The sequence below is a fragment of the Gracilibacillus sp. YIM 98692 genome (genome assembly GCF_010993965.1).
Classification (GTDB): Bacteria; Bacillota; Bacilli; order Bacillales; family Amphibacillaceae; genus Gracilibacillus.
In genome coordinates this window covers 1-21,151 of record NZ_WIXM01000044.1, presented here as the reverse complement: position 1 = coordinate 21,151, position 21,151 = coordinate 1, and the positions used below count along the sequence as shown (strand labels likewise).

At 36.8% G+C, this 21,151-nt stretch carries 19 protein-coding genes; 16 read left to right on the top strand and 3 right to left on the bottom strand.

Annotated features, from left to right (window positions below; translation table 11 throughout):
- Positions 1-286: 286 nt before the first annotated feature.
- Positions 287-1,051, bottom strand: a complete 765-nt coding sequence (locus GHD00_RS19665) for a DUF2935 domain-containing protein (protein WP_240468766.1) — start codon at positions 1,049-1,051, stop codon at positions 287-289.
- 433 nt (positions 1,052-1,484) lie between these two features.
- Here GHD00_RS19665 and GHD00_RS19660 point away from each other — a divergent pair, with 433 nt between their 5' ends.
- The 4 genes from GHD00_RS19660 (at position 1,485) to GHD00_RS19645 (ending at position 5,082) form a co-directional block, all read left to right on the top strand.
- Positions 1,485-2,663: a ParM/StbA family protein gene (locus GHD00_RS19660; protein ID WP_163539895.1), complete on the top strand. Its 1,179-nt coding sequence runs from the start codon at positions 1,485-1,487 to the stop codon at positions 2,661-2,663.
- 12 nt (positions 2,664-2,675) lie between these two features.
- Positions 2,676-3,287: a hypothetical protein gene (locus GHD00_RS19655; protein ID WP_163539894.1), complete on the top strand. Its 612-nt coding sequence runs from the start codon at positions 2,676-2,678 to the stop codon at positions 3,285-3,287.
- Between the two features lie 308 nt (positions 3,288-3,595).
- Complete coding sequence (locus tag GHD00_RS19650) at positions 3,596-3,778, top strand: hypothetical protein (protein ID WP_163539893.1); 183 nt, start codon at positions 3,596-3,598, stop codon at positions 3,776-3,778.
- Between the two features lie 269 nt (positions 3,779-4,047).
- Complete coding sequence (locus GHD00_RS19645) at positions 4,048-5,082, top strand: L,D-transpeptidase (RefSeq protein ID WP_163539892.1); 1,035 nt, start codon at positions 4,048-4,050, stop codon at positions 5,080-5,082.
- Positions 5,083-5,125: 43 nt separating this feature from the next.
- Here GHD00_RS19645 and GHD00_RS19640 read toward each other — a convergent pair whose 3' ends face one another.
- A complete protein-coding gene (locus GHD00_RS19640) occupies positions 5,126-5,788 on the bottom strand; it encodes an SIMPL domain-containing protein (RefSeq protein ID WP_163539891.1) in 663 nt (220 codons plus the stop codon).
- Between the two features lie 547 nt (positions 5,789-6,335).
- Between GHD00_RS19640 and GHD00_RS19635 the strand changes: the two genes are divergently transcribed.
- The 7 genes from GHD00_RS19635 (at position 6,336) to GHD00_RS19605 (ending at position 14,876) form a co-directional block, all read left to right on the top strand.
- Complete coding sequence (locus GHD00_RS19635) at positions 6,336-7,502, top strand: GNAT family N-acetyltransferase (RefSeq protein WP_163539890.1); 1,167 nt, start codon at positions 6,336-6,338, stop codon at positions 7,500-7,502.
- A gap of 33 nt (positions 7,503-7,535) precedes the next feature.
- Positions 7,536-9,251 (top strand): cache domain-containing sensor histidine kinase, encoded by a 1,716-nt coding sequence (locus GHD00_RS19630; protein ID WP_163539889.1) that lies wholly within the window; start codon positions 7,536-7,538, stop codon positions 9,249-9,251.
- A 117-nt stretch (positions 9,252-9,368) separates the two neighbouring features.
- Positions 9,369-10,721 (top strand): ABC transporter substrate-binding protein, encoded by a 1,353-nt coding sequence (locus tag GHD00_RS19625; protein WP_163539888.1) that lies wholly within the window; start codon positions 9,369-9,371, stop codon positions 10,719-10,721.
- Positions 10,722-10,897: 176 nt separating this feature from the next.
- Complete coding sequence (locus GHD00_RS19620) at positions 10,898-11,752, top strand: carbohydrate ABC transporter permease (RefSeq protein WP_240468765.1); 855 nt, start codon at positions 10,898-10,900, stop codon at positions 11,750-11,752.
- Between the two features lie 14 nt (positions 11,753-11,766).
- Positions 11,767-12,615 carry a carbohydrate ABC transporter permease gene (locus GHD00_RS19615; protein ID WP_163539886.1) on the top strand — a complete coding sequence of 283 codons (849 nt, stop codon included), beginning with the start codon at positions 11,767-11,769 and terminating at the stop codon, positions 12,613-12,615.
- 24 nt (positions 12,616-12,639) lie between these two features.
- Positions 12,640-13,281, top strand: coding sequence for a YesL family protein (locus GHD00_RS19610; protein WP_163539885.1), 642 nt, complete (start codon positions 12,640-12,642; stop codon positions 13,279-13,281).
- Positions 13,282-13,340: 59 nt separating this feature from the next.
- On the top strand, positions 13,341-14,876 hold the full coding sequence (locus tag GHD00_RS19605; protein ID WP_163539884.1) for a response regulator transcription factor: 1,536 nt from the start codon (positions 13,341-13,343) through the stop codon (positions 14,874-14,876).
- A 41-nt stretch (positions 14,877-14,917) separates the two neighbouring features.
- Here the strand turns inward: GHD00_RS19605 and GHD00_RS19600 are convergent, their stop codons facing one another.
- A complete protein-coding gene (locus GHD00_RS19600) occupies positions 14,918-15,652 on the bottom strand; it encodes a DUF421 domain-containing protein (protein ID WP_163539883.1) in 735 nt (244 codons plus the stop codon).
- Positions 15,653-15,812: 160 nt separating this feature from the next.
- Here GHD00_RS19600 and GHD00_RS19595 point away from each other — a divergent pair, with 160 nt between their 5' ends.
- The 5 genes from GHD00_RS19595 (at position 15,813) to GHD00_RS19575 (ending at position 20,688) form a co-directional block, all read left to right on the top strand.
- The gene (locus tag GHD00_RS19595) at positions 15,813-16,520 is read left to right on the top strand and encodes an EcsC family protein (RefSeq protein ID WP_163539882.1); all 708 of its coding nucleotides are present in this window, start codon (positions 15,813-15,815) and stop codon (positions 16,518-16,520) included.
- 194 nt (positions 16,521-16,714) lie between these two features.
- The gene (locus GHD00_RS19590; protein ID WP_240468764.1) at positions 16,715-17,752 is read left to right on the top strand and encodes an ABC transporter substrate-binding protein; all 1,038 of its coding nucleotides are present in this window, start codon (positions 16,715-16,717) and stop codon (positions 17,750-17,752) included.
- Between the two features lie 148 nt (positions 17,753-17,900).
- On the top strand, positions 17,901-18,908 hold the full coding sequence (locus GHD00_RS19585; protein ID WP_163539881.1) for a FecCD family ABC transporter permease: 1,008 nt from the start codon (positions 17,901-17,903) through the stop codon (positions 18,906-18,908).
- Position 18,909: 1 nt separating this feature from the next.
- Complete coding sequence (locus GHD00_RS19580; RefSeq protein WP_163539880.1) at positions 18,910-19,920, top strand: FecCD family ABC transporter permease; 1,011 nt, start codon at positions 18,910-18,912, stop codon at positions 19,918-19,920.
- A gap of 33 nt (positions 19,921-19,953) precedes the next feature.
- Positions 19,954-20,688, top strand: a complete 735-nt coding sequence (locus GHD00_RS19575) for an IucA/IucC family C-terminal-domain containing protein (RefSeq protein WP_163539879.1) — start codon at positions 19,954-19,956, stop codon at positions 20,686-20,688.
- The last annotated feature ends 463 nt before the right edge of the window (positions 20,689-21,151 follow it).

Here is a 21,151-nt window from a genome sequence, read left to right as displayed (position 1 = left end):
ATCGATTCATGGTACTAACCCCCTAAATTTTTTATTTTGGAGTGTCCGGATTTAGGGGGTCAGTGCATTTTCTAGCAAAGCTTCGTGGTAGGCTTCCTCGGTGCAAGGGAGCAAAGATGTTATTTCAAGTAGTCCCCTGGCTGAGGCCGTGGTCCGTGGAAAGTGAAGTATCTTGCCGAAGCGACTCTTTGCACTCAGCTTCGGAGAAGAATGGGAGGAAGTCACGCTTAGTTACGTCGCAGTTTATAGCTATTTTGTACTGAGTATTAGCAAGAACCTCATTTAATTATTGAGGTTCTTCTTTTATATTTCGATCTTTTTGGAGAGGATCACAATCGGGTAGGGGAGCACCTGAGGATTCTGCTACTTTCATTAAGTAATAACATTCTTCACGATACATATGATCAGCCATTTGTGCGGAGAATGTACTGAGGATAGTATCGGAAAGCTCCATTTCTTCAATCTCATGTAAAAAAGTTTGAAATAATTTTATTTCTACTTCGACATCATTATTAAACCTGTTTAATGCTGGGAATGAGGATATGTTAGCACGTAAATAACCAGTTAATTCAACCGCTTTGATAAAAAATTGATCAAAATGTTTTGCAAAATGATGACTTTTCTTTTTTAGCCTTTGTTCTACTTTGTCTAATTCATCGTTAATTGCCCCAGCATGCCCAGAAGCATCTGCGAGCCAGACAATATGATGGTGAAGCTCGTGGAAAATTGGCGGCACTTTTCCTTCTATGAGATAAGACATAACCAGTTGATATTCTTCTAACTCATTTACCATGTGGTTGATAAAAGTAGGGGGTAGATGGATCTTAATATTTCCTGTTAAATGTCGTTTGATAATAGATAGCTTAAACTTCTTAAATTTGTCTACGGTTTGATTTGTTTGTTTTGTAAAAGATATCACTTTGTCTTTTGACAGAGAATTTAATTCATTTAATAAAGAATCAAATATATGGACAAATTCTTTAGCTGTTCTTATATCTTCTTCCTCCGAAGGATATAAAGAATCTCGAATAAAAGTAGCATGGTCTTTCATCACTTGAAGCCAAAAACAATGTTCAAAAGATGCGCTTTTTGACAATGCTGACAAATGAATCCCTCCTATAGGTAATCTCTTCGAACACATCATTTTACTTTTATTCTTAAAGTGGATGAAATATGATTCCCAAATTTTTAAATGGAGATGGATCATTCACCTCTAAATGATGGAATAGTACTATATTTGTATTGTTTACAAAAATGAATACAAGTTTACAAAATAGAAAACTTTAAGATTGCAATAATGTGTACATGTATACAAAACAGAACACTTGCTGTTTTGTAGGTGAGTGTTCGAATAAGTTTACATGTATTCTTATTTGTACACTTGTATGCGAAAAAGACTACAACTTTAGATTGATTGATTAATTTTAAAATATCCTATACTATTAAAATATGGTGGAAATTTCTATATAAGAGAGGATGTTTGTATGAGCGATACTAGAATTGCAGCAGTAGATGTTGGGAATGATTCTGTGAAAGCGATTTTTGGACATGAGGATTATCAACTGAATATCCCTAATGTGATTGCAAGAGATACAGAAGATAGACCTGTTATTGGTATAGAAGAATTAAATGACCAAGATCCATTAGAAGGCATTCATATTAGAGTTCACTCCCCTGCCCTACAAGAGAACAATGCTATTTACCGTGTCGGTAACCTCGCAACCAAAAGTGACAATGCTACAGAAATTGATCAAGGAACAAGCAAGTCAGAGGAAGATCAAACATTAATTATGCTTTTTGCCACATTAGCATTAGATGCTGTCAGAGATTCCAACCAAGAGATTTTTAAAAAAGCAAATGATGTCATAGATGCCAACTATACTCTTGGTACAGGACTTCCATTAAGAGAAGTAAAAGAAGGAAAAGATGCTGGTTATCGCTCTCGTCTACTCGGATCTGTTCATCAAATAGAGTTTTTAGTGACACCAAAATATCAAGGCACTAAAGTAAACATTAAATTTGATGAAATGAAGATATATCCAGAGGGTTTTGCTGCTTATATTAATCTAGTAATGGATAATAATTTAAATATTATTAATAGAGATTTAGTAGATAAGCGGATACTGATCCAGGATATTGGTGGTTTATCTACAGATATTGCGGTCATTAAAAACCGAAAAGTAGATGATGATAAAGCGCAAGGCTTTAATATTGGGGTTTCGGAGTCATTAGAGGCGATAAGGGAAGAAATTCGTACCAAATATGATGTAGAATTAGATAGCAGACGTGATGTAGTGGAAATTATAACGAAAAAACATGATAGAAATCATATTATGGTTAAAGGTAGTCGTACTAGTGTTCATGATATTACAGATAGAGTATTACTAGAATTAGCTAAAAAGCAATATCGCCTTTTACGTAATGTATGGCAGAAAAACTCTCAAACAGAAATTTGCTATTTTGTTGGTGGTGGAGCACTCGTATTAAAAGATTACTTAAAAACGCTAAATAATAACTTAGATGGATTTAATATTGGTTTTTTTGAAGACGAAAAGGAAAGTATTTGGATGATGGCAAATGCGTATTACAAGTTAATTTCTGCTTTTGAAAAAAGCACTAAACAATCCACTGCTAAAGCGAAAAAAACGGTCAAGAGCAGTTAATAGGGTGATTATGTGGCCAGAAAAGAACCAAATAAAATACAAAGAGGACAAGCGATTACCTTTCGTTTGCCTTCTGACACACCAGACCATATCATCAAGCAATTACAGAAATTAAAAGAAACGGAGAGAAGAAATTTCTCTAGTAAAATTGCAGAATTTGCATTGGAAGGTGTTAGTCAATCTTTTTCTAAAGAAAGAGAAACCTTAACTATTCCTATGCCAAGACAGCTAACCAAAGAGCAGCGAAATTGGCTAAAGCACTCTCATTCTGAGGCGATGCTAGGCAGTATTGTTTATCAATTGCTCGCAGACCCGATGCGAGCTACATCTGTATTAGCTTCACTAAATAGTGATGCTGTTGATATAGACGAGGCGTTGCATTTACAAGAGCAAGCCTCTGCATCTATTGAACAGGAAGAAAATCCAGTTGATGAGCAAATTGAAAGCACGGTTCAGGTAGAGGAAGAAGCACCTCCATTATCTAATAGTGATGATGATTTAATGAATTTTGACTTTAAAAAGGCAAGAGAAGAGGTCGCTCAAATGGCAGAAGAAAAGGAAGATGATGAGGACGAAGCACCAGAAGATCTATTAGGAGACTTTCTAGCACAAATGAATAAATAACCGTAAAGAGCTCATCTATTAAGATGAGCTCTTTTTTTATAGGCTGTTTTTCTAAAGGATAGTTGCTTTTTAATGCACAATATCCATAAACTACGTAATAACTTTAGGATGACTTTCTACCATACTTCCGAAGCTGAGTGCAAAGAATCGCTTCGGCAAGATACTTCGCTTTCCGCGGACACGGCCTCAGCCTCCTCGCTCGTCCCTCGCTGTGGGGTCTTCGGACACGTGTTGTTTCCGCAGGAGTCTTCGTATCTTGCCTCCGCTTTGTGTGGAGTTCTGATTGAAGAAAGATAGAGTGCAAAGAAATGAATTCTTATGGATCTATTCTTCCCAAAAGTAGAACTCCTTTATTAGCGAAGGTAGAATACGGAGACTCCTGTGGGATAGCGAGAGCTGAAGATCCACTTGGTAAAGAGGTTTTCTTTACCAAGTTAGCTGAAGCCAAGCCCGACGGCATAGAAAACACTACGAAAGCGATCTTTGCTTGAGTAGATGTTGCACTTGTGCCCTTGGGTGAAAGCGTAGTATTCTACCGGAGCGAATGATAGCACACATCTTAAATTAGAATGGAAGGCAGCTACATCAAGACAAATTTTCACTATTGCGCAGTTTGGTTCAATTGTGTAATAAAACAACTAAGAATACAAAAAGCATCTTTTAAATAGAATAATATATTTCTTTTATGGCTATAAATACTAATAATTATGCTTTCGTTACATAGAGTATAAGTAGAAGAAAGGAAAAGGTGGGGGTTTGATTGAATCAGACAAAAAGGTGGAATAGAGGGGACGTTATCCTTTTAGTTATTATTTTTTATCTTTTAGGTATATTAACCCCTATAATTTGGTTTATCGTATCAAATGGATCAGATACTACCAGTCCGGATCAACCTACAACTCTTCCTTATATCATTAATGAATTAGAAAAGACAAGAGAAGGAAAAGGAGATCAAGCACTTATAGAGGGTAACCTGATGAAGTTAAATCAAACAGAAGTATCTCATTCTAAAAAAGACTTATTGTGGGAATCTACTACTGTTTTAAGAAGTGCATTGTATCAATATGTGAAGCATACAGGTACGATTCCTTCTGATTTATCCACTTTAGTTAAGGAACAATATGTCACCGATTTACCTCTTGAGCCTACAACCCACTCTAATGAAGTCGTACAAGCCTTCACAGGTGAGGGAGGCTGGCATTATCAACCATCTAATGTGCAAGAATCCGAAACAGTAGATGGCCTGGCAGCTTCGATTGAACAAGCATTAAAACCAAACCTCACCTTAAAAAATGATTTGGATTCCTTTCAGCCTATTATATTGGAAATATCAAAGGATGAACATACTCTTATTTTAAAATCAGGTTCATCTTTGATTCGTCAATATAAAGTAGGATTGGGAGAAAATAGTCGTACACCAGCAGGAGTTTTTACTATAACTGATAAAGTACCATACCCTAATCAAGCATATTATCCAACCAATGATAATCCCTATGGAACGAGAGCAATGCAGCTGTCTAACCCTATATATGCTATTCATGGGACGAATAATCCAGATAGTATTGGAGAAGACGTATCCCAGGGATGTGTTCGTTTGCACAATCAGGACGTAGAGGAACTATATGCGATGGTTCCATTACATTCAACTGTTTATATAAAAGGAAATGTTGATACAGAAGAGTCAACTGAGGATACCAACGTTATACAAGGAGAGATAGAAGAAATGGCTTCAGACTTGTATAATCATAATCCGAGTCCGAAGCCGGTATCCTCTTTTCGGTATTGGGCGCATTAAAGGAACTGTTTCAAAAATCAGCTCTTTTTATATGGGTATTTCGTTACTTCATGTACTGAAATTGCACTTCTACGCTTGCCTCTAATTCAATGCTGCCAGGTTCAATTGGGGTCGAGAATCCTCCATAAATTTCAGCGCTTGCACTGCTTTGGTAAGGAGTTGGCGGCGGCATGTACGTTTGTTCTAATATGCTTAGAGGGATGGGATGAAGTTTTAAGTGGAACATCTGAGCAAGAGCTTCTGCTTTTATGTAGGCATCTCTCACAGCTAGTTGCAATACCTGTTTGTAGTGGTGATCGACGTGACTTACAGAAAATATTACATTGGCAACTCTGTTTGCGCCATGTTGAATAGCGGTGTCAATGATTTTTCCTGTTTGTTTGATATTATCTAATTGAACAGCTAACATGTGAATAACTTGGTAACGGCTTAATTGTTGAACGCCATCTGTATGGTGATAAATAGGCTGAACGGAAAATTCACTTGTCCGTCTATTTTCTGGAGGAATGTTTAATGCTTGTAAGGCTTGTTGAATCTGCTGCATTATTCGGGCATTTTCTTGTTGTGCTTGTTGGACTGATGTATTTTCGGTAGCAACACCTAGCTGCACCTCTGTTATATTGGGTTCAATCGAAATTTGACTGTTTCCATATACCGTAATAACAGCGTTCTTATCATTGTGCCGTATATTTTCGAAGGTATTCATGTCCTCTCATCCTTCCATTTCATCTCACTACTAACCATTTCATGCATAATTCCCAACAATTATGCTAAAGATTCTATTTGTTTATCAACGTCTTTTAAGAAAGAGGTGTGCATATATTCACAACGGCTTAAGAGAGACTAACGGTCAGTAAATGGAGCTCAAATGAACATGGCACTCACATATTTTTAAACAAGAGGAGGCCCCCTTGCTTATGAAGCGGAGGAAAGGTTACTAATGCGAATGGTGGCAACAATGACATTTTGGACAGAAATCATGAAAACAAAAATGATGACATTTACAACACGGCTTGAAGTGATCAAAGTGTCTTAGGTGGCATAAAGAGCAACGGCGCTTTTTCCTCTTCTTTCTACGTTTACAGCTGCACATGTTAACACACCCCCTCAACACTGGTATGTAATACTTTATGTAATAAGATATATTTTGCTTGTACAAGGGTCTAGTGTCAGGGCGAAATGGATGTAGAATATTCCCAAAATGATTGCTATACTGGATGAAGGAAATGAGAGCGAGGGAGAGGTGACTAAAATTGGGGGAAATAGAGAAACTACATAAAAGCGATTACAACGAGGTGTTGGAGCTTTCGGAATTTGCTTTTCAATATCAGTTAACCGAGGAAGAGAAAGACAGCAAAAAGCAAGAGATGGATCGTATGCATCTATGGGGAGCTAAAGTGGAAGGTGAATTAGCAGCGAAATTGCATATGATTCCGCTGCCTGTCTATGTAAATGGAAGAAGAATCGAAATGGGTGGCATAGCGTCGGTGGCTTCTTGGCCGGAATACCGTCGAAATGGGATGGTTAAACAATTGCTCTATGAAGCATTAACATTTATGAAAAAGAGTGGACAAGTTTTATCCTATTTACATCCATTTTCTGTACCATTTTACCGTAAATATGGCTGGGAACTGGCCTTTAGCCATAAAGAATATACCATTCCAATGGATCAATTGAAACGTAACTGGGGTGGAGAAGGTTATGTTAGAAGGAAAGGGAAAGAAATAACGCTGTTACAAAGCATATATACAGACTTTATTGCTCCATATAACGGAGCTTTGGTTCGCGATTCTAAATGGTGGGAGCATAGATTATTAAAAAAAGAGACAAGGGTCGCCGTTTGCTATAGCCATCAAAACGAGCCAGAGGGCTATATTCTATTTCATGTGAAGGATCATGTAATGAAAGTGGAAGAAATAGCATATACGACAATAAATGGACAACATTTATTAATGGAATTTATCACGAATCATGACTCTATGGCGAAAGAAGTAAAGATAACGGTTCCGGAAAATGATCATTTACCATGGTTATTGAACGAACCCCGTTTTGAACAGCAAGTGAATCCTTATTTTATGGCGCGAATTGTAGATGTAACTTCTTTTCTAAAGTTATTCCCTTTTCATAATCTAATAGATTTTCAGTCGATTGCGATACATGTAGAAGACGACTTCTTCCGTGAAAATAGTGGTGTCTATTATTTAGTAGAAAAAGATGGGGAAATACAGTTTTCTGATAAAACGAATTCAGGTGCAAGTTCAATTTACTGTACGGTTCAGCAACTTGCATCCATGCTTCTTAGTTATGCACGTCCTATGCAGCTCATGGAAATGGGGCTGATAAAAGGGGATAAACATGCTATTCAACAGTTGGAGCAAGTGATTCCAAATAAGCAAACCTATCTGCCAGACTTTTTCTGATAATAGCAATCATAAGGAGTGATGGTTTGGTAAATGAATATCAGAAAAACTTACCGACACTTAAATATAAGGGATAAAATCTTCACATTATCTATTGTGCTTTTGGTTATATTTACGATTACAAGAATCGCTACTTTTAACTACGTCACATCTATGTATGAAGAGAGAATATACCAGGAATCTTCGAACACTTTGGAGTTATTTTCAACTATTTTAGATAATGAATTGCAAAAAGTAGAAAATTTATCCTTTCAAATTAGTACGGATGATACGATTCAGCGTTATTTAGATAGTAGAACAAGTGATTTAATCGACTATGAAGATTATATGAGGAGGACAAGTTTCCTTCTAAGGTTACGCTCTTATGCTTTTTCAGAGCAATACCTTTCTTCTATACAAATCTATGATAAACAGGGTGGCAATTATCTGTCGGGGTTTGGATCTAATGTCGAAAGAGAGCGAATGGCATCATTATTGAAAGGATCTAATGGTGAAAATATATGGTTTCATAGCGAGAGTGAAAATAAAATTATGGCGGCACGAATAATAAGAAAGAAGGAGAACGTGCTTCTTGATCACTTAGGGATTTTAGTTATCACTATTGATATGGATCAGTTGATGAATCAATGGGTGGCTTTGTCCCCTAACCGCTTTATCGTGACGAAGGATCAACAAGTGATATATCGCAATAATAACTTAGATATTGGAGTTCGTTTATTTACAAAGGAGAAATTACGTAAGGGCTACGCGATTGAAACAGTCAACAACCATGATTTTATGGTATCTTATAAACCATCACGTTATTCTAATTTAACGTATTATAACTTTTTACCTTATGATTACATAACGGATCAAACAGCTTGGATTAATAAGGTAATGATGTTTAGTTTCCTTTTTATGTTATTGATTACAATGATATTAAGCAAAAAAGCAGCCAGTTTGATTACCCGCCCTTTAGAAGGATTAACAAGGAAAATGAAGAAGGTACAAAAGGGGGATTTTACCGGAACTCATATAGCGATGGACCAACATGGTCAAGATGAGGTTAGCCAGCTGCATGTTAATTTTCAGGTAATGATGGATAGAATTAATAAACTTATTAAAGAAAACTATGAAAAGCAATTAATAATAAAGGAAACGGAATATAAAGCATTACAGGCGCAAGTAAATCCCCATTTTCTGTACAATACATTAGATTCTATAAATTGGTTTGCAAGAATTCATAAACAAGAAAAAATCTCTATGCTTACAGAGTCATTGGCGCATTTATTAAGAAATATTCTAAGCAAAAAAGAGCCGCTTATTACAGTAGATGATGAGCTTGATATCGTAAAAGATTACATGACCATTCAACAGCACCGTTTTCGAGATCGACTACATTTTTCATTAGATTATGAGATAGGTGTAGGAAAATATCTTATCCCTAAACTCACCATCCAACCAATGGTCGAGAATGCCATTCAACATGCTTTGGAACAAATGCTGGAACCGTGTTATATATCTGTGACATTAAAAAAGCAAAACAATCTGTTGATAATCATGATAGAAGATAATGGACCTGGAATAGATATCGAGACTATTTCTGATATTTTCAAAGGGAAGGTCAAATCGAAAGGGTCAGGAATTGGCATATACAATATACATGAGCGAATCAATTTGATGTTTGGTACTGCCTATGGTGTTCAGGTAGATAATACAATGGATAAAGGGACAAGAATTAAAATAACATTACCCTTTATGGATAAATAATCAAATAAAATGTCTGTTTATTTAATATGCACCTCTGCATTTTTTATATTATTTATTCTCAAAATCTATATAATAGGAACTGTAAACGGTTTCAAACGAAGGAAGGGGAGGAAAATAGTGAAGAGGTTCTTATTTTATTTATTCGTAGTCTTGATGACGTTGCTGGTAGCATGTAGTGGTGACGATGTGGAAACAGGGAATGAAGAGCCATCGGATGAAAGTACAGAGGAATCCAATGAAAATGAAGAGCAATCTAATGATCAAGAAGGCAATTCAGAAGAAAAGATTACTTTAAGAATGTCATGGTGGGGATCACAGAATAGACATGATATGACCAATGAAATTATCGATTTATATGAAGAAAAAAATCCGCACATCACAATCCAAGCCGAGTTTACAGGATTTGATGGTTATTTCGAGAAAATGGCTGCGCAAGCATCTGGTAATAACCTCCCTGATATTATGCAGCAAAATTTTGGTGAATATGTGAATCAATATGCTAGTCAAGATTTGTTAGAGGATTTAGGGCCATATGTAGAAAACGGAACGATTAATCTAGAAGGTGTTTCTGAAACGATCATAGAAAGTGGAAAAGTAGATGGAAAGCTTGTAGGTATTCCTACTGGAACCAATGCATTAGTAGCTACTTATTTACCAAATGCATTTGAAGAAGCAGGTATAGAGCCACCAACCAACGACTGGACATGGGAGGATTACGTCAATATTGCCACAGAATATCATGAAAAAACAGGGGACTATGGTGTTCGTCTCGCAGAACCAGGAAATATGTTCGAATACTATGTAAGGGAAAAAGGGTTATCGCTATTCAATGAGGATGGGACAGGACTAGGTTATGATGATGACAAATTATTAGAAGACTATTTTACGATGGTAAAAGGTTTAATTGATGATGGAGTGTCACCAGGCTATGATGTGATTCAACAAATAAAAGGTTTAGAAGATGAATTGATCGTGCGAGGGGAAACTCCGCTAGATCCAACGAACTGGTCGAACCAAGTGGGAACCATCGAGAAAGCGGCTGGAGAGCCTGTCGAAATGGCGGTATTACCAGGCGAAAACAATGATCAAGGGATGTTCTTAAAACCCTCTATGCTTTGGTCAATTGGTAAAAACTCTGAACATAAAGAAGAAGCAGCAAAGTTTATTAACTTCTTCACTAATACGGTGGCAGTATTCGAGATCATTGGTTCTGATCGAGGTGTGCCAATCCAGCCAGGTGTTCGTGAAGCACTATTACCAGACTTAAGCGAATTGGATCAAAAAGTGTATGATTATGTTGACTATGTATCAGAAAATAGTTCACCAGCAGATTCAAATTTTCCACCAGAAGCAAGTGAAGTCATCAGCCATTTAGAAGATATAGATGAAATGGTGATGTATGGTCAAATGTCCCCAGCAGAAGGAGCGGCACAATTTAGACAAAATGCAGAATCTGTGTTTGGACAATAAGCAATCCATAGGAGATGGAAAGGAAACTGTTCCATCTCCTTTCATCACAAATCTTTGCAGCAGAAAGAGGTGTTCATATGTCACAGCCTTTGGGAAACGCTCATTCATCTTCTCCACCCAACAAGAAAAAAATACTTTTTAAGAAAAGTAAAACGAAAAATGATTACGATAATGGAATGGGTTACTTATTTATTTCCCCTTTTATTATAGGAACAATTCTTTTAACTTTATTTCCGATTTTATATTCTTTTTATCTGTCTTTTACAGAGTTTAACTTAGTTGGATCCCCTTCTTGGATAGGTTTATCCAATTATGCACATGCTTTTACAATGGATCCCAAGTTTTGGGATGCGATGGAAGTAACTTTTTTATATGCGGGTACAGGGGTGCCGATTCGACTAGTTTTTGCTCTATTAATTGCCCTTGCTTTAAATAAAGTAATTGAGGCAGCTGGTATTTATCGAACGTTATTATATTTACCATCTATTGTAGGCGGCAGTATCGGTGTAGCAATCATGTGGAGACAGTTGTTTGGAAACGATGGGGCTATTAACTCGTTGCTTACGATGCTTGGTTTACCAACACATTCTTGGTTAGGAGATCCTGCTACAGCGATTTGGACATTGGTCGTATTATATGGGTGGCAGTTTGGCTCTTCTATGCTTATTTTCTTAGCCGGTCTGCGAAATATTCCGAAAACCTTTTATGAAGCGTCCTCTGTAGATGGAGCCAATGCTATCCAACAGTTTTTCAAAATCACTATTCCAATGTTAACGCCAGTTATTTTATTTAACACGATTATGCAGACTATTCATGGGTTTATGGCATTTACACCGAGTTTTATCATCACCCAAGGCGGACCAATAAATAGTACGCTCCTATATATTTTATACATGTATCGCAATGCATTTGAATTTTTTAATATGGGCTACGCCACTGCTTTAGCTTGGATCATGCTTGTTTTAATTGCCATTTTTACTGCATTAATATTTAAGTCATCCGAATATTGGGTGCATTATGAGGATAGTTAGAGGAGGTTTTTGAAATGCAGCCGAAACAACAGAAATTAGCCAAAAAGGTCTTCCAACATGTTTTTTTATCCTTATTCACTCTGATTATGCTTTACCCATTATTATGGATGGTTGGAAGCTCTTTTAAAGAAAGTTCAGAAGTTTTCGTTAACGCTCATCAATTATTTCCAGACGAATGGCGCTTTTCTAATTATGCAGAAGGATGGAAAGGGTTTGCTGGAATAACGTTTACCACTTTTTATAAAAATACTTTTATTATCGTTACTATAGCGACGGTCGGAAGTATATTATCATCAACCATTATTGCTTATGGTTTTGCCAGAATAAATTTCCGTTTTAAAAAGTTATGGTTTGCGATTATGATGATGACGATGATGCTACCGTTTGAAATGATTATGATACCGCAATACATCATGTTTAATGCTTTTGGTTGGGTGGATACGTATTTGCCGCTAATTGTACCAACCTTTTTCGGGATACCTTTCTTTATTTTTCTCATTTTGCAATTTATGAGAACAATCCCTAAAGAGTTGGATCAAGCAGCACGTATCGATGGTTGTAATACGATTACGATCTTTACTCGTATTATTGTTCCGCTCGTTGTACCTGCAATGATGACCTCCGCGATTTTCTCTTTTTATTGGCGTTGGGATGATTTTATGGCACCACTGCTTTATTTACAAACACCAACGAAATACCCTGTATCCTTAGCTCTAAAACTGTTTTCTGACCCAGAAGCGGTAACCAATTGGGGAGCTATGTTCGCGATGACAACTCTTAGCCTTTTGCCAATTATGATCATATTCTTTATCTTTCAACGATATATTGTAGATGGAATCAGCACGAGTGGTTTAAAAGGTTAACTTCTAGTTAGGGAGGTTACTTGCATGTATCAACGTTTTACAAACGGGATACAACAATTTTGTAGATGGATATGTTATTTCTTTTATTTAAATGTAATGTGGATGATCGGAGCTTTGCTGGGAGGTTTGATTCTTGGCTTTGCTCCAAGCACTGTTGCTTTATATACTGTTACGCGAAAAACTGCATTAGGAGAAGACACATCTATTTTTCGATTATTTGCTCAAACCTATCGTAAGGATTTTTGGAAAGCTAACCTTCTAGGCTATGTTCTAGCCGGATTCGGTATTTTATGGTTTATTGATTTTCGATTGGCTTTACAAATGGAAGGTATTATATCATTAATATTGCAATGCTTTTTATTATTAATTGGAATTGTTTATTTAATTTTATTAATATATATTTTTCCAGTCTATGTCCACTATCAGCTTAAGTATTGGCAGTATTTTAAATATGCGATTGCCTTTGGATTCTTACAACCGGCTAATTTTATTTTAATGCTATTTGTGATGGCGGGTACTTATTATTTTCTAGCATATTTACAAGGTTTTATTGCGATATTAGGATTCAGCCTAACCGCACAATTAAACATGTGGATCGCCTTTCAATTGTTTAAAAAAGTAGAAAGTATGGGCAATCGTCATATATGGAGGACCAGAACAGAGTAATGAAAACAGGGTTTTAACTCATAGAATGTACATAAGTATACACTAAAGGGTGAATTCAAATGTACAAAATTCTACTAGTTGATGATGAGATAAATATTCTAGAAGGTATTAGTGAATTAGTAGATTGGGAGAAATGCGATACAGAATTGATTGGTAAAGCTTCTAATGGCATTATGGCTTTAGACCTCATAAAAGAGCAGGTTCCTGATATTATTATTACGGATATTCGTATGCCTGGAATGGATGGCATGGAGTTAATGGAAAAAGTGCATGATCAATATCCGCAGATACAGTTTGTTATCTTGTCCGGTTATAATGAATTTGAATACGCCAAAACTGCGATGAAATTTGGAGCCAAACATTATTTACTAAAGCCTAGCAATGAACATAAAATTTTTGCAGCATTAGAAGAGCTAATAGAGGAGAGAAATGAGAAGGAAAAGCGCGAGCAAACGATAAGAAGGATAATCCCAAAAGCTAAAGAACAGTTGTTACGTGATTTTATTATGGGGAAAGAAGAAAAAGCTAACATCGATAGTATTTTACTAGAATTGCCAAGTAATAAAATAGATATCAGACTTGTGATGTTAATGTTAGATGGCCAATCTAATTATGAGAAGTTACAAGAATTAAAAGTCCTAGTCGATAAACATATTCATCCTTTAAAGGGGTTCTGTACCGTTGTAGCAAAATATATTGTATTCCTTACAGACCAACCCCTCGATTGTTTAAAAGGGAAAATAGCAGAACTGCACCAATCATATGGTGAGGATGATTCCCTATCTTTTTCCACATGTATTAGTAGAAGTGGGACAATTGACAGCATTCCTTGGTTATATAAAGAGGCAGAACAATGTCTCGAATATCGTTTTTACTTTGGAAAAGGGTCCGTTATAGCCAGTGATGAAAAAAAGAAGAAAAATAAACATTTAAAAGAGTTAGCTTTTGAGCATCAGTCCTTTTTTCAAATGATAAAGCAAGGAAAAGATAAAGATGTACAAGTATATCTTCGTCAATTTTTTAACAAAGTTCGATCTCAATTTTATGATAAGGATATGGTGAAAGCAGAATGTCTCGGTTTATTATTCATCCTGCATCGACAACTAAATAAACGCATTTCACATCAATTAAACAAAAGCTTGGCTCATTTGAATCAATTAACAACATTAGATGATATGGAAGCCTTTATTATGAAGGAATCATTAGACATAACGAAGTATTTCCAAGCAAAAAGAAAAAAGCCTTCGAATGTGATCATTGATAGAGTCGAAGATTATGTAGAATCAAATCTTGATGATGAATCCTTATCGATTAGTAAAATAGCAAATGAAGTTTTTTTTATTAATCCCGACTATTTAGGAAAACTATTTAAAAGGGAGACTGGCCAAAAGTTTTCGATCTATTTGATTGAGAAAAGGGTTGAAAAAGCAATGGAACTCATACAAAAATCAGATGAAATGAAAATACAAGCCATCGCTAAAAATGTTGGATTTGGTAAAAATCCAGGTTACTTTGGGCAAGTATTTAAAAAATATACAGGATATACGCCGACAGAATTTAAGACATCCATTTCGGATGGCAGTTTGCAATTATAAAATTAAAGTAAGTATAAAATTTACAGATACTATTTTATATTTTAACTTTGACGATAGTGAATGGGAGGAACATGGATGTTGCTTTCGTTTTTAAGAGATATTTGTAAAAAATGTTGTTCATTAATCGAACCGAAAAAGATGTCTTCTATATGGGTAATACCCTGGTTTTTTAATTGCTGTCTTAACCACGCTTCATCTAACAACAATTTCTCTAATACATTAGGGTAAATTTGACCGTCGACAATAACTGGGTAGGCAATGCTTACAGTATTATTAGCAATATTTAAATCTTCACGAGTAACCGTCGTTTTTTGAGGTTTTTTAAGCACGCTGAGAGCACCATTTGCCTCCACAACAGCTGTTTTGATTTCACTAATATCAAAAACATCTTTCTCACGTAACATTAAGAGAATATTGTCAATGGAGTATTGGACTTTTTTAAGATTATGATTTAATATTTTTCCATCCTGAATCACAACCGTTGGCTCAAAGGTAATCCATCCACCAAATTTACGGTTGGAGATCTTCCATTTGGCTACTAATCGCTGTAAAATGCCAATCATTATAATAGCTGCCGCTGTTGGCAAGTGATTGATGTTGGGATCAGCAATATCTGCACCTGTGACTGAACCTAATGTCAAAATAATAATAAAATCAAATACTGGTAATTGACCGATTGCTCGCTTTCCCATGAATAAGGTAACAAATAATAATAAAGGTAAAATGGTTATAACTCTTCCAAATACAGTAAACACATTTTGTAAAGTTTCTATCATTATCAACACACTCCAACTAGTTTCATAGTATGTTGTATTATTCTTGCCAAGCAAAAGTCTTCGCATACCCTTTTATTGTTGTCATATAATAGGCAAGTGAAACTTTTTTTACTATGAATCGTAGTATTAGGAAGAAATAACAGTATGGAGTGGATGGTCCTTGCAGACTTATGAACAAAAAGTGTACAACGATATGTTGGAATGGGAATTGTCTGTGATGAAGCAGAAAAATTTGTGGAAAAGTATGTCGAAAAAGGCGCAAAATAAAATCAATAGTTACATACCGGAGAAAGCTCACGAAGTCATAACGGAAAGTATAAAACATATGGTAAAGGCTACCTTAGCAGGCTCTGAATTTACGACAACGAGAAAAAAGGTTGCTGGTATGAGTTTACGAGAAAAAGAGTTACTAGTGGATGAAAAATTAGCAGCGTATCGCAAAACAGCTGCTGTTGAAGGAGCGGGTACAGGTGCAGGGGGCTTCTTGCTAGGATTAGCTGATTTTCCTTTACTCTTATCCATTAAAATGAAGTTTTTATTTGAAGTGGCGAGTATTTATGGATATGACACAAAAGAATATGAAGAGCGATTATATATCCTTCATATTTTCCAGCTTGCATTTTCCAATGATGACCGACGAAGAGAAGTCTATCACTATGTGAAATACTGGGAGGAAGAAAAAGAAAAACTCAAAGATATGGATTGGCGAGTTTTCCAGCAAGAATATAGGGATTACATTGATTTAGTCAAAATGTTGCAGATGGTGCCAGGGCTAGGTGCAGTTATAGGAGCTTATGCAAACTATAATTTGCTCGATCAATTAGGTGAAACAGCTAAAAATGGATACAGGTTACGTTTTTTTGCGTAAGTTTTTTCAATATAGTTAAAAAACGTTTTGAAAAGCAGCTTAATTCCAGCTTCGATAATAGATAGCGACGACTTGTGAAACAACCCTTAATTGATTTTCATTTTCAATTAGGGGTTGTTTTTATATGGGAAGTAGTATATACTACTTAAGTGATAATGATTATCAATACTAATAAAGGGAAGGAAGAGTATAAAATGAAGCATAAGCAAACAAAGTCCATGCTTTTTATAATGTTAGCGTTATTTGCCATGATATTTATTTTGATTGGGTGTGGACAATCAGATGAGCAAACAACTGCAGAAGAACCAGAAGCAGAAAATCAAGAGGGTACACAGGAAGCAGAGAATCAAGAGCAAGAAGAGAATAATGAAGCAAGTCAAGAAGTAGTTGAAGTATCTCATGCGATGGGAACGACTACGATCGAAGAAAAGCCTGAACGAATTGTGACGTTATATCAAGGAGCCACAGATGCAGCAGTAGCGTTTGGTATCACGCCTGTTGGTGTGGTTGAATCTTGGCGCGAACAACCAATGTATAAATATTTAAGAGATGACTTAACTGATGTACCGATTGTAGGACAAGAAACACAGCCTAACTTAGAAGAAATTAACAAGTTGAATCCAGATCTTATTATTGCTTCTAAATTGAGACATGAGGAAATTTATGATCAACTATCAGCTATTGCACCAACTGTTACGCACGAAACAGTTTTTGCATTTAAAGAGACAGTAGAGCTGATGGGTGAGGCGATGATGGAAGAAGAAAAAGCGGACGAACTACTAACCGCATGGGATGATAGAGTGGCGAAATTCCAAGAACAAGCAGAAGCTACATATGCCGATGATTGGCCATATCATGTTTCCGTATTAAATTTCCGAGCAGATCATGCCCGTATTTATGTAACTGGATTCGCCGGATCGATTTTGGATGAATTAGGTTTTGAAGGGCCAAAAGAGATTACAGATGACTCTCAAGCAGTTTTAAAGCTGACAGATAAAGAAAGCATTACAGAAATGAACGCAGATGTTTTCTATTTATTTATGGATGATGAGGAGGCTGTACAAAAAACGTATCAAGAATGGACAGAACATCCATTGTGGAAGGAACTAGACGCTGTAGAAGCTGATCAAGTACATCGTGTCGACGAAGTCATTTGGAACATGGGTGGAGGCATCATTGCTGCCAACTTAATGTTAGATGACATATTTGACCGATTAGAACTAGAAGAATAGGGCTGAGCCTATAAGTTAACTCATTCAAAACATCTGACTATCTTTTCATTTAGCCTTGAAGACATTCTCATAGAAAGGTAGGGGGTCATTCTCCTACCTTTGTCTGTTGTAGTTCGTGAATTTTGGGGAGAGTAAAGGAGTTTCCTGCATGATAAACACACCGAAAAAAGAAAAACAAAAATGGATAGCCTTTGTCGTTAGTTTTTGTATTCTGATTATAGCATTTGCGCTAAGTATGTCACTTGGTCAGACACCGATTGCTTTTTCTACAACATGGGATGCTATTTTCCATTATGATGAATCATTAACAGAGCATATTATTGTGATGACGTCACGTCTAACACGTGCAGTAATAGCAACCGTCATTGGTGCAAGTTTAGCGATGGCAGGAGCTATGATGCAGGCACTTACTCGTAATCCGCTAGCAGCTCCCGATATATTTGGGATTAACGCTGGTGCTATCTTTTTTATTGTCATAGCTATTACTCTCTTTTCGGTAGACTCTTTAGTTCACTACATGTGGATTGCTTTTATCGGTGCAGCAATTGCAGCGTTATGTGTATATTTTTTAGGGTCAATAGGAACTGGAGGATTGTCACCTATGAAAGTGGTGCTTTCAGGTGCAGCAGTTTCAGCTTTGTTTGTTTCCTTTACACAAGCATTTCTCGTTATTGATGAACAAAGAATTCAAAGCATTTTATTTTGGTTGGCTGGGTCTGTTGCAGGTAGAAGTATGGATGTGCTTTTACCGATTCTGCCTTTTATTCTTTTCGGTGGATTACTGGCCCTTTTATTAGGCAGCTCTATTAATATTCTTTTGTCTGGAGAAGATGTGGCAAAAGGATTAGGTCAAAAAATTATCCTATTAAAAATCTTAATCGGTGTGGTTGTCGTGTTTTTAGCAGGTGGATCCGTCGCCATTGGTGGATCGATTGGCTTTATTGGCTTAATTGTTCCGCATATTGTCCGAGGAGTGGTAGGACCAGATTATCGCTGGATACTTCCAGTCAGTGCGTTTGTTGGTGCTGGCTTGTTATTACTGGCAGATGTAACAGCGCGTTTTTTGATTATGCCTCAAGAAGTTCCTATTGGTGTGATGACAGCTTTGATTGGTACACCGTTCTTTATTTACATTGCACGCAGGGGGCTTTCCTAGTATGAAGCGAGTAACTGAATTACTTTATCAAAAAACGGTGCGGGTATACGCCCTGTTGTGTCTTTTACTTTTCATTGTTACAATGATGAGTTTATCGATCGGAACCTCCTACATACCTCTTTCAGAAGTGTGGCAACACTTTTTGGGTATATCTGATGGTGAGCACGATTTTACCATTAATGTACTTAGGCTTCCAAGACTATTACTCGCTTTTTTAGTGGGAGCAGCATTAAGTGTCTCTGGTCTTATTCTACAATCGATTATTCGAAATCCATTAGCTTCCCCGGACATCATTGGGATAACGGCAGGTGGTTCTGTAGGAGCTATGCTATTTATTGTTTTTTTAATGGGAATGATTTCGATTCATTGGTTACCATTAGCGGCCATACTCGGAGCTACGTTTGTTGCCATTATGGTTTATATATTGGCATGGAGTAATGGAGTGACACCGATACGCCTCGTATTAATAGGGATTGGTGTATCAGCCGCGATGAATGCGATTGTTACTTTATTAATTGTAGTTAGTGAAACAGCTGTTACAACAAAGGCATACTTATGGCTGACTGGCAGTCTTTATGGAGCAACGTTTATAGATGTATATGGTATGCTGCCATGGGTATTAATCTTTATTCCGCTTACTTTTATATTGGCAAAGACCATTAGTGTGCTCGAGTTAGGAGATGAACTGGCTACCAGCTTGGGAGTAAATGTACAGTTCATACGTTTTGCCTTATTGTTTATCAGTGTTGCTTTAGCAGGTTCTGCGGTTGCTTTTGCTGGAGGTATTGGCTTTATAGGTCTTATTGCACCGCATATTGCTAAAAAGCTAGTCGGCTATACATTTCACATTCTCGTCCCACTAGCGGCATTGGTTGGTGGGGTGATGGTGATGATTGCAGATTTGATTGCTCGCACTGCTTTTTTACCGTTAGATATACCTGCGGGTGTGTTTACTGCAGGAGTTGGGGCTCCCTTTTTTATTTATTTACTTTACCGAAATCGACATATATAGAGATGCACGAAAATATTGTAGAGGGTGGTATCTGTGGTATCTGATATGGCAAAGCTCATGTATGATTTAAGAAATTTTAAAATGGAGTACAATGTGACAAATGGTGTGCCAGTAATGGATTTATTGCAAGAGGACATCTGTAAACAGTTTTTGCAAAAACAAATGGAAAATTGGCATGCTCCACATATTGTTGTTGCTGCATCCATGTTTTCCAAGCGTTATGCGTACATGGCGGTATCCTCTACTTTATTTAGCCTTGTTCAGTATCATGTTGCTTATGGTTTAACTATTGATAAGGCAGTGTATGGAGAAGATCATACATTACAAATCCCGTTAGAAGAAGTCGATGTCATATCGGTAACGGATGCAAATTGGGAGGCTCAATATCAAAAGCTATTTAGACAGCTTTTTGCGGAACAAATCACTCCATTGTTTGAGGTATTGCAAAAAGTAGCGAAGGTTAAATCCTCTGTGTTATGGGAGAATATTGCGGTTCGTATTAACTCTATTTATCAGAAGTTATTAGCACAAGACTTGACTGAGAAGCAGAAAAAAAAGGTATACCAAGATTTTGCTTATTTAAAAAATGCGAATGGAACAATTTTTGGTTTAGAGGAGAACCCGATACGCCGTTATATGAAGATTGGTCAAGAGTTAGAAGATCGCCCTTGTCGCGTCACATGTTGTTTATTTCATAGATTAGAGAAAAAGAAAGAAGACTTGACCCACTGTCGAGTATGTCCATTACCCAAAAGTAATAATGTCTAGAAAAGAGCGTTTGATTACTCAGACTCTCTTTTTTTATTCTTAGTTGTTGTACTACACAATTGAACAACACTGCGACGTAACTTTACGTGAATTTCTACCATTCTTCCGAAGCTGATTGCAAAGATTCGCTTCGGCAAGATACTTCGCTTTACGCGGACACGGCCTCAGTCTCCTCGCTCGTACCTCGCTGTGGGGTCTTCGGACACGTGTTGTATCCGCAGGAGTCTACGTATCTTGCCTCCGCTAGTAGTGATGTTCTAATTTTGAAAGAAGCAAGCTATTGAAATCAGTGTTCTATGGAATTCCTCTTAATCGAACAGAAAACCACACAAAGCTGTGGGAAAATGCGACACTCCTGGGGGAACAGCGCGAGCTGAAGATCCCACAGGCAGCGAATTTCTGCCGAGGAAGCTGAAGCCGTGCCGCGTGCCTAGCAAGCCGTTCATTGCTAATTGGTGAAAGT